Here is a 15,657-nt window from a genome sequence, read left to right as displayed (position 1 = left end):
AATATAAAAGCATAAAGGTAGTGCCTCTATGCTTTTATATTGTCTAAACTATTTATTTAAAAGAGATGTAATCACTGCAATTGCTTCTTTAGTACCACCACATTCTAAAAAACTATCATTCAGTTTTCGTATACCATGTTTATATTTTTCATTTGAAAGAACGTCTGTTACCGCTTCATTTAAAGTTTGCACATTAACATTCTCTTTCAATAACCGATGTGCGGCTTCAAGTTCAGTTAATCTTTGCGCTATCATTGGCTGGTCTTTATCGTGTGGAATTATAACAAATGGGACATTAAAATAAATGGCATCGTGTACGCTATTCATACCACCATGTGTAATGAAAACATCTGCTTCACTTAATATTTCTGATTGGGGTACGTATGAAGCAATTATAAAATTGTCTGGCGCTTTCTTAATTTTTGAACGATCATTTCTATCACCAATTGCCATTACAACTATTCCATCAAAATCCGAGAAAGTATCAATGCAAGTATTAAAGAATGGTTCAAGTCCTTCAAGCAGTGTCCCCATTGAAATATAAATAACTTTCTTATCTTTAAGTAATTCAAATGGAAACTGTACATTTGTTTTACGCTTTGAAATACTCGGTCCAATAAAAATGTTATTTCTTCCAAATAAATCGCTATTAGGTTGAAAATAGCGACTTGTGTACACAAGAGTAATATCTCCCTTGTTATGCATAAATTGAAGATTATTTTTAGGTGTTACTCCAAATTCATGTTCCATTTGATATAGTAACTGTTCAGAAATTTTATCAGGTTGGTATGGTATTTCTGCATTTGGATGAAAAGGTAATGTTTCCAAAAAATTTGGAGGAATTAAAAATATAGGAGAAGAAACTATGCCTAGAATTTGTAAATACTCCTTTACTAACTCTCCAGCGCCAAATATATCATAAATTACGAAATCAAAATGTATGTTTTCACATAATTGTTTCGTAATTTCTAATATATATAAAGAAGTTTGAACATGTACACGAAAGAAAGAATTCAGCCCATCTGGAGTTTCAGAATCAATAGAAATCTCCTTTAATAAATCTGGATGTGTATATACAGTAGCTCCCAAATCTTCAATTCTGCCTTTAAATTGTTCTGTCGTAATATAATGTACGTGATCACCTCGTTCAGTATAGGCTTTGACTAAACTTAATGTAGGATTTACATGTCCCTCCGCTGGAAAATTAACCACTAAAATATTTAGCACTTATTTCTCACTCCTTACATTTCAATTCGCTTATTAAGCATACTGTAATTATTACCGTCAATCTTCACCTAATAGTCCTAATACGCTTGCTACTTTAGGTTGATAAATAATTGTTAGTGATTAAATTAAAAAAGGCATCTACATAAGTAGATGCCAAACCGTGATAAGGAGTGTTCTGTGAGGTTAGAATAAGCTTTTCAGCTTGTCCTATGCTATCAATATATGATTTATTTTATAAAATGTGAATAATTGATAGAATGATTTTACCTCTTTATCACCCATTTTGAACCTATTTCTAAATAAGTCGACTCTAGTTTCTGTACTATTTTATATGTTTTAACCTTCTTGAGAGCTATCTATTTTTATAGTTTCTCCAGTCAATCTCTTATTTTTCAGTTCAAAATAAGCATCTAAAACTTCTTTTCCAATATCAGAGTTAATACCAGATTTATCATTAATAACCCACGGCACAACTACAGAGAATGCTACTTCAGGATTATCATACGGGGCATATCCTGCTAACGTTAAATTATAACATTCTCTTCGCTCACCTTTTTCATTTCTTCCAATATCACTTTCTCCACCGTATACTGTCTGTGCTGTCCCTGTTTTACCTGCTGGCTTATAAGATGCTTTTTGGAACGCCCTTACTCCTGTTCCATCACCTTCTTGGAATACCTTTCTAAATCCTTCTTTTACTTGATTTATATATTCCTCTTTCATATCTATCTTATTTAAAACGATTGGTTCTACTGTATGCACCACTTTACCAATCTCATCTTTTTGCGACGTTTGCTCTCTTACCTCTTGAACAATTTGTGGCTTCATTCGATATCCACCGTTTGCGATTGTTGAAATATACTGTACAAGTTGAAGTGGCGTATAGGTGTCATACTGGCCAATTGAGTAGTCTAGTAAGAAACCAGGTTGATTATCTTTTTTACCAATTTGTCCAGCTGTTTCATTTGGTAAATCAATACCCGTTGGAACACCTAATCCAAATTGCCTGAAATAATACCTCATTTTATCAAAGTACTCCTGTTTAATATTTAATGAACTATTTTTCACATAATCTACACCTGCAATTTTTAATGCTGTATGAAACATATAAACGTTTGAAGAGACTTGTAACGCTCTTAAATCATCAATATTTCCAAACTCTTTCCAAGACTTTTTTTCCTTTGTTCCTTTAAACTTCATAGGTGCATCATAAAAATAAGTACCTGGTGTTATAGCTTTCGTTTCAAATCCAGTTAAAACTGTCGCACCTTTCACTGTTGATCCAAGCTCATAAGAACTAGTCATTGTGCCTAATGCATAGTCTTCAACTTCTGTTTTTCCGTCTTTTTCTACAAGTCTTTTCCCGGCCATGGATAATACTTGTCCGTTTTTCGGATTTATCATCACAACGAAAGCACGGTCCAACATGGATTCTGACCCTTTATATGTCTTTAATATTTTTTCAATACTTTCTTCTACTTTCTTCTGTAATTCCATATCTATTGTTAAAGTTAAATTCTTACCGCTCTTTCCCTCAGAAACGATTTCCGTTCTAATTGTATTACCTTGTTTATCTGCAACGCTTCTTACTTCTTTTTTTGTACCATGAAGTACATCTTCGTATTGCTGCTCGATATAACTTTTTCCAACCCTATCATTTCGGCTATAATCACGTACCAAGTAGTAATCTAATCGTTCACTTGGTAATCCTTCATCGGAATTAGAAACATTTCCAAGAACAGATCGGAATAATCCATCATTTACATACACTCTCTCCCAATCAACCGATACGTCTACACCTGGGAGATTCGCTAAACTTTCACTAGTTATAGTAAATTCCTTTTCACTAACATCTTTTTTTATAATTTGAGGAGCCATTTGATAACCAGAAGTCATCTTACTTTTAATAGCTAACACTTTTATATCTTTCTCTGTTAATTCCTGAAGATTTTTATCTGTAACCCGTTTTCTTTTTAACTCTTCTATTTTTTTATCTAGCTTCTTGCCGCTAATATCCTTTTCTCTAAATGTATCTATTTCTTTTTTCGATACTAGATTTTCAGCCAGTTTCGGATTTAATTGCATCCAAAAATCTTTCTTATCTGTCTCAGTTAACTTAGCTATATCTTCTTGCGGCATTTCAATTATGTCTGCAAGTTGTCTTGCAGTTTTTAATATATCTTCTGATTTTACACCTTTCATCTTTGTGTACGTGATCGTACGCAAAGATGTATTATCAACTACTGGATTCCCTTCTCTATCAAATATTTTTCCACGTGGGACAGATAGGCTCACAGTTGCATTTTCTCTCTTTTCTACTTCATTTTTATAAGTCTCTCCATCGAAAATTTGCACTTTACCTAACTGTATAATCATTGCAGAAAATAATAAAAATACACAAAGAAATAAAATATTTAACCGCGTCGGTATTGCTCTCCCACTTTTTTTCTCATGCTTTTTCACCTTGTCATAATCTCCTCCTTACCGAATTCCTACTAATAATTGAATCTATATATTAAAAGTAATGCACATTTTCTATACAGTACTTTGCACAAATATTAATATACTGATAAAAACTTAATAGAAATTAAAACAAAGGTTAAGAAAAGGTAAAGTTTACTAAATTAAATATAAAAATCCCCAATAACCAAAAGTTAAGCTTTTGGTTATTGGGGATTTAGTAATTTAAGAGTTAATAATTGGACGTATTGATTCGAATCTATCATCATAATTTGATAGAGATTTTTCGCTCTGAGCTTTCGGTAAGTAAATCGTTACTGTTGTCCCGACTCCAACTTCACTCATAATACTTATATTTCCTTGATGACTTTCAATGATTTTATAACTTAACATTAATCCGATACCGGTACCTTTTTCTTTCGTACTATAAAAAGGCTCACCTAATCTCTTAATTCTATCTTCAGGTATCCCTATTCCTTCATCAATTACATGAATAATGACACCTTCATCGTTTATCTCTTTAATATGAATTGTAATTTTCCCGCCATCTGGCATAGCTTCGATTGAATTTTGCAAAATATTAATAAACACTTGTTTCAATTGATTTTCTGAGCATTCAATGCTTATGTCTTTGTTGTCTGCATATAGTTCCACTTGAATATTCGTCATAATTGCTTTTGTATTCATTAACGATACGACATTATTATAAATTTGATAAATATTTTTTTGTTCTGTATTTATCTCATCTGTTTTAGCAATTGATAAAAACTCTTGAAGTATCGCTTCTATTCTTTCAATTTCAGAAAGCATTAAATCAAAATATTTTTCTTGATCTTCTTTATTAATTTGAAATAACTGTATAAACCCTTTAATGACAGTTAATGGGTTCCTTACTTCATGAGCCACACCAGCTGCTAATTGACCAATCGCTGCAAGTGTATCTGATTTATTTAGCAATTCTTCTGTCTTTTTCCGTTCTGTAATATCGCGTACAATGATCATAATTTTATCATGTAATAATGGTAAGCATCTAGCTTCAAAGAAATCGACACTCCCATTAATTGTAAGTGGATACTCAACAATTACATTCGTCCCTTTTTCCTTCACTTGATGAATTGCTTCCTGAAACTGCTGTGCTACTGGAGATGGTAATACTTCGAAAAACTTTTTTCCCATAAAAGCTTGTGCCGGTACGTAAAATTTCGAAGGGGATCCTGCTTTATAATCTATAATTGTGCCATCAGCTTCTGTTAAGAAACATAAATCTGGTAAAGCCTTAAAAATTAATTCCAATTCAGACGTTTGTTGTTTTAACTGGTCTTCTATCGCTTTTAAATGTGTAATATCTACTCCGACAGCCCAGTAGCTATATCCTGTTACAGGAAACTGTTCTGATATATTGGACCACATGATTGTTTTGATTTCACCATTTTTACATGTTAAGTGCATTTCCCAATCCCTGAAATTTTTTCCACAAGTTAAAAATTTCGTTTGTATTTGGTGACGATAATTATGATCTGGGTACAATAATTGTAGGGCATTTGGATTCCCTATTATTTCTTCAGCTGTATAACCTGTTACAATTTCACACTCCCGATTCCACAAAACAAAATCTCCATTATAATCAAGCGCATCAACCATAACAGGCATGTTTTGTAAAATCGTATGCAGTTCCTCCTCTTTTCGAGAAAGCAACGTTGTATTTTTACTTTGAAATACCTTTGTTGCTCCATCTATAATTAGATTTGAAAGCATTTCAAAGTATTTTTGACAATTGAAAATGTCACTTTTGTTTGACCATACTACAAAAGATCCTAAATGTTGATTGTATAAAAAAATGGGGATTTCAATTTTGGGAAGTTTACATATTTTCATTTCATTTATTCCAAAAGAAAATATACATTCTTTTTCAGCATCAAGAAGTTGATGTGATATGTTGGTTAATTTATAAAACTGTTCTGCCATGGTTTCTATTGTACTCACATCAATAAGTTCCATTAGCCGCGCATTCATTCCTTTTTCACCTCAATATGTAAAATTAATACAAATTCAAATTTTATACTTCTCCATTATACGTAGAATGTGCCTTTAGGTATATAGCTGCAGAATAATTATTCGAATAAATTTTATTTTTCAATTAAAATAGAGAAGAATTTGCGTATAAAATGAATCCTTAATCAGTACGTATTTTGTTCATCACATATTAATTCTGAATGTACGACCAACCTAAAACGGGTACTCATGCAGAAACCGGATTTTAATATCAGAGTCATACACATCGATTTTAGTAGTATAAAAATACAAAAATATAAAGTTCATAAAATTTTCACAATTAGTATGAAAAATATAAACATTTATTCCAATATATTCTATATAATAAAAAGTAATAAGGCTTCTATGAATCTCATAGAATACCTTACCCCTAATAAAAAGAAAAAAAGAATCCATTTGGATTCTTTTTTTCTTTTTATATTACATTACATAATTATATAAAGCATGTGCAACACCGTGTTCTTCATTTGATAAAGTTTCGTATTTACACATTGCTTTTATTTCTTCGACTGCGTTCCCCATTGCAATTGATATGTTTGCTTTTTCCATCATGGATACATCGTTTAGCCCATCACCTATCGCTACAGTATTTTCAACTGGAATATTTAGATGTTCTGCTAAAGTATATAATCCATTTCCTTTTTGAGCATCTCGATGATTAATTTCTAAATTATGCCAATATGAAGATGTAATTGCTAAATCAGTATTATGCAGAAACGTTGCTTTTAACTTTTGTAATTTTTCTATGTTATAAGAAAATGGTAAAAGCTTATGCACATGTATATCAGTTTCTACAATCGGTTTACAACTTTCTGCACTATGAAACGCTGTATGCTCAAGGTATAAAGCTGCGATCGTTTCTAATTCTTTCAAGTCGAAATTTTCTTTTGAATTCTTCACATACTCAATTTCATTACGTACACTCTCTACTCCATAATCCGGTACATACACACCTTTATCAGTATAAAGCTGATAATATAAGCCATTCTCTTCAAGATATTCTACAATCTCAAGTGCTTGCATATTTTGAATTGGATATCTCTTCATCATTTTTTTATCTTTATATATAAGCGCACCGTTTTCCGCAATAATTGGACACTCTAAATTAACTTCTAACAACAATCTTTCAATGTCGAAGATAGAACGTCCTGTACAAATTGCTACAACATGACCCGCTTCCTGACATTTTCGAATTGCTTCTGCATTCTCGTTACTAATCATTTTATTCCCTGAAAGAAGAGTTCCATCTAAATCAATTGCGATTAATTTCATTATTTCTTCACCACTTTCTATAAATACACGAGTTCATTATAAACACAAGGTATCGTTTTCATACTGATCTCGTGAAGTACCCCTTATTTATAATTTATGAAAAGCGTTTCAGGTCAAGAAATAATTAATAATAAAATCAAAAACTTTTCTTTTTAAAGAAAAGTTTTTGATTTTATACTATGAACTATAACTAATATATTTCGTCTCACACATGTACACATTCTTTTCTTCAGTTGGGACATATACTTTAAACTTTTCTAAACGTTTACCGTAAATATGAATAGTGATAACGCTTTCATTTTTAGCTATTTCAAGAATATGACAATCAGCTGGTGGAATGACTTTATCTGTTTCTCCTTCTCCCAAATAAAGATTTCCTGTATGTGTTAAATAAACAAGTGAATTTTCAAACTGCTTCGTTTGTATAAAGTTTTGCACCATTATCCTCCCTGTAAAAACGCCTTCTACTCCCCATGTACCATCATGATCATGTAAAGGTGTAGATTGTCCATCTTTCCATACAAGAGCTAATACTTCAAAACGATTAAAAGGATCTTCATATAACAAATGTCGTGCGTATTGAGCCGAATTCGCCTTCTGTTTTTCTAACGGAAGCCATGTTTTCTTTTCTAAAAGTTCTTCTAGTAATTTTTCAATCGCACAAACAATTTGATCTTCTAATAAATTACTATCCATTAAATCCGTTACAGCTTTAATGAACGTTTGAAACGTTTTACTTCCATTACACGTTAACATAAGCGTCCTCCTCCATTCTTTTTCACACATCTCCATACTAAATAATCAACTAAAAATTTACAATTGAGAAATAAAAAAACAAGGTACAGTAAATTTGTACCTTGCTGATCAATTTACCTATTATTCAAAAGAATAGGTAAATAATTTAACGTTTGTTCATTTTCCAATAGACATTTTTCTAAATTGAACAATGGAGATAACTCTATTTTTTCAAAAGCATTTATGAAAGTTCTTAATGCAATCTCAGCTTCTAAACGTGCAAGTGGTGCTCCTAAGCAAAAGTGAGCACCTTTACCAAATGTTAAATGCTTTTCATTTCCTATTCGGTGTATATTAAATTTAGAGGCTTGTGAAAACTTTTTCTCATCTAAATTTGCTGCACTTACCCACGCAACAATCATTTGATCCTTTTTCATAAAAGGCCCAAATATATTTGTATCCTCTGTAATCCTCCTAGCTAATGTAACGGGAAATCGATAGCGCAATACTTCCTCAATTGCCTTTGAAATTAATTTAGGTTCTTCTCTTAATTCTTTATATGTTCCAGGTGAATCCACTAAAAAGCAATACAAGCTATTAATAATTAAATTAGTAGTTGTTTCATTGCCTGCCGCTAATAAACCTAAAGAAAAAGTAACAATTTCTTCATCTGTTAATCTTTCGCCTTCATATTCAGCTCGTATTAAATCCGAAATAATATCATCGGTTAAATGGTACCTCTTTCCCTGAACAATCGGTAGAAGATATGCTTTAAATTCATTTAGTGCTATACCCTTTTCCGCATCCAGATCACTAAACTTTTCTTTACTATACGGCATAAATAAAATATCAGACCATGCTTTAATTTTTTTACGGTCCGTTGTTGGCACTCCTAATAAATCGGATATGACGGTAACAGGTAAAGGTGCAGCAAACTCTTCAACAATATTAACCTCACTATATTTTTCGATATGTTCTATAAGTTCATTTGCGATTGCCTGTATTCGGGGTTTCCATTGTTCTAAACTTCTTGGAGTAAATGCTTTAGAAACGATAGAACGTACATTGCGATGTTCTGGTGGATCCGTAGAGTTTATATTTATCCTAGTTTCTAAAGGAGGGATTGCGAATTGTCTTCGCTCCCTTCTACTTGAAAATAAGCGATAATCCGATAAAACTCGATTTACATCATCGTATAAAAAAACATTCCATACATCTTGCTCTTCATCGTAATGTACAGGGTGATTATCCCTCATAAATTGATACCACTCATACGGATTCCACAATTCTTCTTTTGTTTTCAGCTTTGAAATTTCATGAACTAAAATCACATTTTCCGGCGAAGCCATAGTTCTTTCCTCCCTTTTCTTTTACAATAAAAGTGATAGGTCGGTAGTTCAAAGTTGTATAATCTAACATATGTTATTTTAACATATACTAAAGGAGATTTTTTATTGGAGAACTTGAGAAATATATAAGGGGGATTTTTATGTACGTTGACATTTTACTATTAGCAGAATTAACAACTGGACCAAAACATGGATATGAAATAAAGAAAAATGTTCAAAACCGGTTAGGTGAGAATTTCGAATTAAATCATAACACACTTTATCCCGCTCTTCGGCGCTTCGAAAATATGGGTGCTATAACGAAAAAAATACATAAACAAGTCGGAAAGCCAAACCGAAATATGTACGATATAACTGAAACAGGTGAAGAAATTTTTTCAGAGATGTTAAGAGAGTTTCCTGAAAAAATTGCGACAAATAACGCTGAGTTCCTTGTACGTATCGCTCTATTTGAAAAACTTAATTACGAAGGTAGAAAAGAAATTTTAACAATACGCCAAGACGTACTAAATAAACAGCTTACTGCTATTCAATCTTTAGATGTTAGCTCATCTTTTATTACAGAAGTTATTGAATTTAGTAAATCACGTATAGAACACGAATTACTCTGGATTACATCACTTATGAAGAAAATATAAAAATTAACAAGAAAAGTTAAAAATAATGAATGAAAATGAGATTTATTATCAATACTATAATTAATAAAAGGGCAACCACGATTTGGCTACCCTTCAAAAAATTTATACTTCTGGATCGAAAGTTTTGCAATCTGTTTCTTCCGTAGTTGATGCATGTTTCCCTTTATGACTTACTACATAAATTGCATCTGCACTACATTTATTGCCGTTAGCCCAAAATTTACAGTTGTTTACTTCACATAAAACGTCTTGTGCCATAGTATCACACCTCCTTGTTCTAATATCATTAACAAAATTCGGAGGTATGATACTCTTTGTCATACATTTTTTATTCCCTTTTTAGTTTTCTTAATGGTTCAATGTTTCCTTGTACAATAGCATCTATATTTTCTGTTATTTTTTCAATGTCAAAATGCCACCATTGAATTTGCAATAATTCTTCTATTATTGCATTTGTAAATCTTTTCTTTATTTTATTTGCAGGGTTTCCGCCAACAATTGTATATGGTGCGACGTCTCTAGTCACAACAGATTTAGCTGCAATGATTGCACCATCCCCTATTTTTATTCCAGGCATAATCGTTGTATCCATACCAATCCATACGTCATTTCCTATAACTGTATCACCTTTGTAAGGTAAATCAGACAAATTAGGTGTATACTTCTCCCACCCATTTCCAAATATATTAAATGGATATGCCGAAAATCCATCCATCCGATGATTCGCTCCGTTCATAATAAAGGTAACTCCATTTGCAATACAACAAAACTTTCCAATAGTAAGATGATCTCCAAGAAATTCATAATGATGTAATACTCGATCTTCAAATGTTTCTCCATCTTTCGCATCATAATAAGAATAGTCACCAACAAGTATATTAGCTTTCGTTATTGTATTTTTTATAAAATGAACGTTTTGATTTCCTTCAATTGGGTATTTTACATTTGGATTAGGATTCATGTTGTACAGCACTTCCTTTACCATTTATTTCATTTTCTACCGCTATTACTGGCTTTAAATTGTATATAGGTAAAATAAATAATAATCCAATTATAAATAGTAAAGCTGTGCCCTCATACATCGTACTTAATGAGAACACCTCTTTTAATGAACCAGCAATACTCATTGTTACTACCATTGAACCGGTGAATAGTGGACTTAAAATGCCATTTACACGACCAATAAAATCTGTATCGCTGTTTTGAATAATGAGCGTATTAATACCTATTTGGATACATGGAAGAGCTAACCCACTAAAAAGTTGTGCTGTAAGTGTCACCCATAAATTCGTCGAATAACCAATAATACCAATGCCGATTGCCTGACCGAGCATCCCTACAATTAACATCTTTTGCGGAGCAACATTTTTCGCAAATACCATCGCTAAAGCGCCGCCAACAATCATACCCGCGCCATTTACTGTTAGTAACCATTGCAAACTCTCTTTTGATAACCCTAACTGCTCAGTCACAATAAATATACCTAATGGCTGAATCAATCCTATACCTAGTCCTGCTGCCATAAAACAAAGCCCAAGCAAAGTTAATGCTTTTTTCTTTTTTACGTATTTAATACCGTCTAGCATTTCCTGTAACAACGTGATTTCTTTTTTCTCATTTTTATTCTCAAGATCTTTCGGAAGAAATAACAACACAGCTGCTGCCAGTAAAAAAGCGATACCTGTTATGATAATTGAAATATAAATTCCAAAACTATGAAAGATAAATGTTCCAAGAATCGGTCCTAACACCATAAAAATCGCAAATATTGTTTGATATATAGACATCGCTAATTGGATTTGTTCCGTTGATAAATGCTGTTTAAACAATTTCATACCTGATGGTTGAGAAAACTGCGAAAGGATTGCAGAAATAAGCGTGACAAAAAACACGATTTTCCATGTTCCAAACATAAGTGTAATTAATACAGCGAATACTGAAATGGAACTTAACGTTTCACACCATATCATTGTCTTCTTTGGCTTCCACCTATCAGCAAAGGTTCCACCTATAAAGGAAAAGATGAAAATTGGAGCAAACTCAGCAACCGAAATCATTGAAATAGCAAAAGCATCACCTTTCGTCATTTCCATTACATATAGTAATACCGCAAAGTTCCGAACCCATATTCCAATTTGTAAAAACAATGCTGATGCAAGAATTCCTTGCACAAACCGATTTTTTAATACTTGTGATACCCCATTGTTTTGTTTCGTTACTACATTTGTCGACATAAAAAAGCCTCCTATTTCATGTTCTGAACAGGAGGCAGCACAAATCATATAAAAAGACTATATATTCGCAGAGCGAAATACATCCCTTTTCTATAAATGCACAGACTAATCCTATTCAGAAGAATATTTCGTTTTTTTAACGAAGATCTCTTACAAATAGAATTAGTTGATCATTGGGATGTTTTCACCCTTCCGTTTCGAATTTAAATAACACATACATACTCTATGTAAATCATTTTCTATGTATGCATGTCTACAATAAATATTCTAGAATGTTAATGGTAATTCCTCTAAAGAACGCATTAAATAATTACCCTGCCATTTCATTTCTTCACGGTTACCTTTTATTTTTAGTTCAGGCATTCGATTAAATAAAGTAGTAATAGCAATCTTGGCTTCTAACTTAGCAAGTGGAGCACCTAAGCAGAAATGGCTACCATGGCCAAATGCAATATGACGATTATTCTCCCGAGTAATATCGAATACTTCCGGATTTTCAAATACAGTTTCATCACGGTTTGCAGAAGCTAATGCAATGACAACCATATCTCCTCTTTCGATTGTTCGGTCGTGAATTTGAAAAGGTTCATCTGCCCATCTTGAAGTTGTAACCTCAACTGGAGAATAATATCGTAATCCTTCCTCAATAGCTGCATCAATTAATTTTGGATCTTCTTTTAATAACTGTAATTGATCCGGATTTTCGAGAAGTGCTAATACCGTATTTGTTATTAAATTTACCGTTGTCTCATGACCCGCCACAATTAGTAACATTATCATTGAATATAGTTCTCGGGCGCTAAGTTTATGCCCTTCACTTTCCACAAGTATTAATGCACTCACCAAGTCTTCTTTTGGCTCTTTTCGTTTATTATCAACTAAATATTGGAGATATGTAATAAACTCAGATAGTTGCTTTTCGGTTTCTTTTATTTCTTCTGGCGTTTCTGGGTAAGCAATGACAGCATGAGACCAAATTCTAAATTTCGCTTGATCTTCTTTTGGAATGCCGAGCATTTCACTTATTACAATAATCGGTAAAGGAAACGAGTAATCATCAACAAGATTTAATGAACTTTTTCGCTCGACTTCATTTAACAAATCATCTGCAATATCCTGTATTCTTCCTCCCAATTGCGTGATCATCTTCGGTGTAAAAGCTTTTTGTACGAGTGATCGTAAACGATTGTGGTTAGGTGGATCTGAATTTAGCATGTGCGTCGTTAAATAATCACTATTATCAACAGTAAGAAAGACATTCAATGTATCTTGAGAAAATACATTGGCCGGATCTTTTTTTAAGCGATTATCTTTTAATAGTGGCAAAGCATCTTCATATCTTGTAATAAGCCACTCTGCACCTAATTCAGTTTTATTCACAAATAAGATAGGTTGCACTTTTCTAGATTCTTTATAAATTTCATACGCATCTTCTTTAAACTGAGCTGAAGCTAAATTAATACCATCCTCTATTCTTAGCCCAACTTTGTTTTTCATTGACATTGTATTCCCTCACTCTCATTTGTTTTTGAAAACCAACCAACATATGCATTATACTCTAATAAAAACGCAAAAATTGTAAATTTTCATTCAAAACCTTACTTCGTATATTGAAAAATAAAAAGTGAGAGAGTAAAATCCTTCTACTCTCTCACTCTTCTTTACGCAAAACACATGAAATTACTAATTTGTTGATAGCGATAACTTACTTTACGACGGCGACCACCTTGCCAAGTGTAACCTGAAACCCCATTTCTCCTCACTTCAGTCGGGAAGAACCATAAGTCTCTTCCGAAAGGTCCAGGACGATGCAAACGTAAATATCCCCATCTTCCTAGACAGTTACACATCCATGATTTCATATTCCCTGCTTGAGCTGGAGAAGCAAATGTAGACGGTAACGACGGCGCTTGTGACGGTGGTGGTGACGTTGGAGCATCTTCCGCATCATCTGGTCTATAATCTTCTTGTTCCATATCTCTCACTTCATTTACAGATTCATACCCGTAGTTTTGTGGATTATAATACATCCCTTGATCATATGGATAATTTTGCTGGTTATACATATTAACAAATCACCTACTTTTCATTCAGTACCTTTAACATTCATATGTAATATGCGCTCTATAGGAAGCTTATGTTATAGCCCAAATTCAATTTAAAAACCTCGTATTATTTAAAATACGAGGTTTTTAAAAATAAAATGTATTTATTATTTCCTTAACTTTACACTATAAAAACGCATTTCTTTTAGTGAACCTTCAAATTCAAATACTTCTTGTTTAATTAATTCCTTTAAGCGATATTCTAAAAACATATCGCCAACTAACTGCTCTACATGACCAAGTGCTTCACCAATTACCCTAGGGGCTTTTAGGAATTCTCGATCAGCACCTATACTTTTCGCACATTCAATAATAAATTGATCAAAATAATCTTCTTGTACAGAACGCACTTCATTGTCTGTCCAAACTCTTAAAAATTCCGTACTTTTCGATAGACTATCCCACTCATGTTCAAACTGCATACGTTTCTCTACAGTTAAATATGGAAATTCTACAAAACTTTTTTGAATTAGAGCTAAACTTTCAGGTGCTAACTCTCCAGTTCCACGAATAGCATACTCTTTTTTTAATATTTCTTTACTTGCTTCAGACGTATTAATAACGCGAATGTTTTTCTTATCTTTTAATTGCGCCATTACAAAACATAAGCCTACATGTTCATGTGCGTTATTAGATTTCCAAATTGTAATAGGTGTTTCAATAGGAATAGTGTGTAGTTCTTCCATAGTTTCTAAAAACCTTGGTAAATACTCTTCTTCAAAATAATTATCATAAGCAGTTAAATTGTTTACTAACCATTTCTGTCTTGCAAGTTGTCCCTCATTCATATGTAGCTTGTTTATCGGCCCAATTGAAAAGAATTCAGAAAAAGCGACAACCCTCTCTTCCAATTGTTCTTCTTGACTAAGCATATATTTTAAACATCCAGCTGTTGAATCATCAAACGCAATATGTACGTGTGTGCTTTCTTTTACATTTCTTATATATGATGTATTACTCGTTAGTTGCTTAGGAATATCCATCAAATTTTTAATTGCATCTTCACTATAGTTTTCTTCTAATAAATTCAACTGAATAAGAATACTTTGAAGTAAATGTTTTGCTTCATCTTCGTACATATCCTCTACAATATTTTTGATATTATCTATCATACAAATCCCTCTATTCATTTCATAAATAACGTATATTATAGTGTATCATTCTTTTAAAGTTTTTTTAAGTAAAAGCATTTATTATTCAGATTGCTACAGCTATCCACATTTTCAACAAAATCTCTCCTACAATTCTTAATTACTAAATATTCTTTTGTAAATCCTTTTATTTAAATGTATAATTATATAGAAAATAAAAAATATAGGAGCTATATGTATGGAGAAAGCGATTACTACTTATAAACATTATTTGAAAAATTGGAGATTTATATTTATTTGTATATTACCTACTATCGCCTTATTATATGTTTTCGATGTCATCTTTGAATTACTATTTCATCAAGATTTCTATTTATCTAACTTAATTTTTGCTATTATTTTATTTTTAATATTTATGAGCATCAAAGATATGTTTAAAATTGAAAGTTAAAGAGCAGGATAAAAAAAGAGCACCCTGCAATCGGATGCTCTCA

14 protein-coding genes are annotated in these 15,657 nt (G+C 32.2%); 2 read left to right on the top strand and 12 right to left on the bottom strand.

Features of this window, described 5'->3' with window-relative positions; genetic code table 11:
* Positions 1–48: 48 nt before the first annotated feature.
* The 6 genes from ABH961_RS08265 to ABH961_RS08240 form a co-directional block, all read right to left on the bottom strand.
* Positions 49–1,227 carry a macrolide family glycosyltransferase gene (locus tag ABH961_RS08265; RefSeq protein ID WP_098077335.1) on the bottom strand — a complete coding sequence of 393 codons (1,179 nt, stop codon included), beginning with the start codon at positions 1,225–1,227 and terminating at the stop codon, positions 49–51.
* 336 nt (positions 1,228–1,563) lie between these two features.
* Positions 1,564–3,690, bottom strand: coding sequence for a peptidoglycan D,D-transpeptidase FtsI family protein (locus tag ABH961_RS08260; RefSeq protein WP_098077332.1), 2,127 nt, complete (start codon positions 3,688–3,690; stop codon positions 1,564–1,566).
* A 222-nt stretch (positions 3,691–3,912) separates the two neighbouring features.
* Positions 3,913–5,700 (bottom strand): PAS domain-containing sensor histidine kinase, encoded by a 1,788-nt coding sequence (locus ABH961_RS08255; protein ID WP_098067889.1) that lies wholly within the window; start codon positions 5,698–5,700, stop codon positions 3,913–3,915.
* Between the two features lie 459 nt (positions 5,701–6,159).
* Positions 6,160–7,011: a Cof-type HAD-IIB family hydrolase gene (locus ABH961_RS08250; protein WP_404519215.1), complete on the bottom strand. Its 852-nt coding sequence runs from the start codon at positions 7,009–7,011 to the stop codon at positions 6,160–6,162.
* A 177-nt stretch (positions 7,012–7,188) separates the two neighbouring features.
* A complete protein-coding gene (locus ABH961_RS08245) occupies positions 7,189–7,767 on the bottom strand; it encodes a cysteine dioxygenase family protein (protein WP_098047614.1) in 579 nt (192 codons plus the stop codon).
* A 113-nt stretch (positions 7,768–7,880) separates the two neighbouring features.
* Positions 7,881–9,095, bottom strand: a complete 1,215-nt coding sequence (locus tag ABH961_RS08240; RefSeq protein WP_098642408.1) for a cytochrome P450 — start codon at positions 9,093–9,095, stop codon at positions 7,881–7,883.
* A 140-nt stretch (positions 9,096–9,235) separates the two neighbouring features.
* Between ABH961_RS08240 and ABH961_RS08235 the strand changes: the two genes are divergently transcribed.
* Positions 9,236–9,733 carry a PadR family transcriptional regulator gene (locus ABH961_RS08235; protein ID WP_098077319.1) on the top strand — a complete coding sequence of 166 codons (498 nt, stop codon included), beginning with the start codon at positions 9,236–9,238 and terminating at the stop codon, positions 9,731–9,733.
* A gap of 102 nt (positions 9,734–9,835) precedes the next feature.
* Here ABH961_RS08235 and ABH961_RS08230 read toward each other — a convergent pair whose 3' ends face one another.
* The 6 genes from ABH961_RS08230 to ABH961_RS08205 all read right to left on the bottom strand — a co-directional run bounded on the left by ABH961_RS08230 (position 9,836) and on the right by ABH961_RS08205 (position 15,184).
* Complete coding sequence (locus ABH961_RS08230) at positions 9,836–9,991, bottom strand: DUF1540 domain-containing protein (RefSeq protein ID WP_000046089.1); 156 nt, start codon at positions 9,989–9,991, stop codon at positions 9,836–9,838.
* A 70-nt stretch (positions 9,992–10,061) separates the two neighbouring features.
* Positions 10,062–10,694 carry a Vat family streptogramin A O-acetyltransferase gene (locus tag ABH961_RS08225; RefSeq protein ID WP_098642407.1) on the bottom strand — a complete coding sequence of 211 codons (633 nt, stop codon included), beginning with the start codon at positions 10,692–10,694 and terminating at the stop codon, positions 10,062–10,064.
* Positions 10,684–11,967: an MFS transporter gene (locus ABH961_RS08220; RefSeq protein ID WP_098642406.1), complete on the bottom strand. Its 1,284-nt coding sequence runs from the start codon at positions 11,965–11,967 to the stop codon at positions 10,684–10,686. The genes ABH961_RS08225 and ABH961_RS08220 overlap by 11 nt, the downstream gene beginning before the upstream one ends.
* A 267-nt stretch (positions 11,968–12,234) precedes the next feature.
* The gene (gene cypA / locus ABH961_RS08215) at positions 12,235–13,470 is read right to left on the bottom strand and encodes a cytochrome P450 (protein ID WP_098077310.1); all 1,236 of its coding nucleotides are present in this window, start codon (positions 13,468–13,470) and stop codon (positions 12,235–12,237) included.
* Positions 13,471–13,628: 158 nt separating this feature from the next.
* On the bottom strand, positions 13,629–14,033 hold the full coding sequence (locus ABH961_RS08210) for a hypothetical protein (RefSeq protein ID WP_000282702.1): 405 nt from the start codon (positions 14,031–14,033) through the stop codon (positions 13,629–13,631).
* Positions 14,034–14,179: 146 nt separating this feature from the next.
* Positions 14,180–15,184 carry a DUF1835 domain-containing protein gene (locus ABH961_RS08205; RefSeq protein WP_404519213.1) on the bottom strand — a complete coding sequence of 335 codons (1,005 nt, stop codon included), beginning with the start codon at positions 15,182–15,184 and terminating at the stop codon, positions 14,180–14,182.
* Between the two features lie 217 nt (positions 15,185–15,401).
* Here ABH961_RS08205 and ABH961_RS08200 point away from each other — a divergent pair, with 217 nt between their 5' ends.
* Entirely contained in the window at positions 15,402–15,614 is a 213-nt protein-coding gene (locus tag ABH961_RS08200) for a hypothetical protein (protein ID WP_048547123.1), read from the top strand.
* Positions 15,615–15,657 lie beyond the last annotated feature (43 nt).

This window comes from Bacillus sp. RC251, from assembly GCF_044908765.1.
Classification (GTDB): Bacteria; Bacillota; Bacilli; order Bacillales; family Bacillaceae_G; genus Bacillus_A; species Bacillus_A wiedmannii.
This window is presented reverse-complemented; position numbering and strand designations above follow the sequence as displayed.

What these genes read in the sequence shown, in the direction of transcription:
- ABH961_RS08200 (WP_048547123.1), top strand. Translation starts at nt 15,402, where the DNA reads ATGGAGAAAGCGATTACTACTTATAAACATTATTTGAAAAATTGGAGA.
- ABH961_RS08255 (WP_098067889.1), bottom strand. Translation starts at nt 5,700, where the DNA reads ATGAATGCGCGGCTAATGGAACTTATTGATGTGAGTACAATAGAAACC.
- ABH961_RS08245 (WP_098047614.1), bottom strand. Translation starts at nt 7,767, where the DNA reads ATGTTAACGTGTAATGGAAGTAAAACGTTTCAAACGTTCATTAAAGCT.
- ABH961_RS08225 (WP_098642407.1), bottom strand. Translation starts at nt 10,694, where the DNA reads ATGAATCCTAATCCAAATGTAAAATACCCAATTGAAGGAAATCAAAAC.
- ABH961_RS08205 (WP_404519213.1), bottom strand. Translation starts at nt 15,184, where the DNA reads ATGATAGATAATATCAAAAATATTGTAGAGGATATGTACGAAGATGAA.
- ABH961_RS08250 (WP_404519215.1), bottom strand. Translation starts at nt 7,011, where the DNA reads ATGAAATTAATCGCAATTGATTTAGATGGAACTCTTCTTTCAGGGAAT.
- ABH961_RS08240 (WP_098642408.1), bottom strand. Translation starts at nt 9,095, where the DNA reads ATGGCTTCGCCGGAAAATGTGATTTTAGTTCATGAAATTTCAAAGCTG.
- ABH961_RS08210 (WP_000282702.1), bottom strand. Translation starts at nt 14,033, where the DNA reads ATGTATAACCAGCAAAATTATCCATATGATCAAGGGATGTATTATAAT.
- ABH961_RS08220 (WP_098642406.1), bottom strand. Translation starts at nt 11,967, where the DNA reads ATGTCGACAAATGTAGTAACGAAACAAAACAATGGGGTATCACAAGTA.
- ABH961_RS08230 (WP_000046089.1), bottom strand. Translation starts at nt 9,991, where the DNA reads ATGGCACAAGACGTTTTATGTGAAGTAAACAACTGTAAATTTTGGGCT.
- cypA (WP_098077310.1), bottom strand. Translation starts at nt 13,470, where the DNA reads ATGTCAATGAAAAACAAAGTTGGGCTAAGAATAGAGGATGGTATTAAT.
- ABH961_RS08235 (WP_098077319.1), top strand. Translation starts at nt 9,236, where the DNA reads ATGTACGTTGACATTTTACTATTAGCAGAATTAACAACTGGACCAAAA.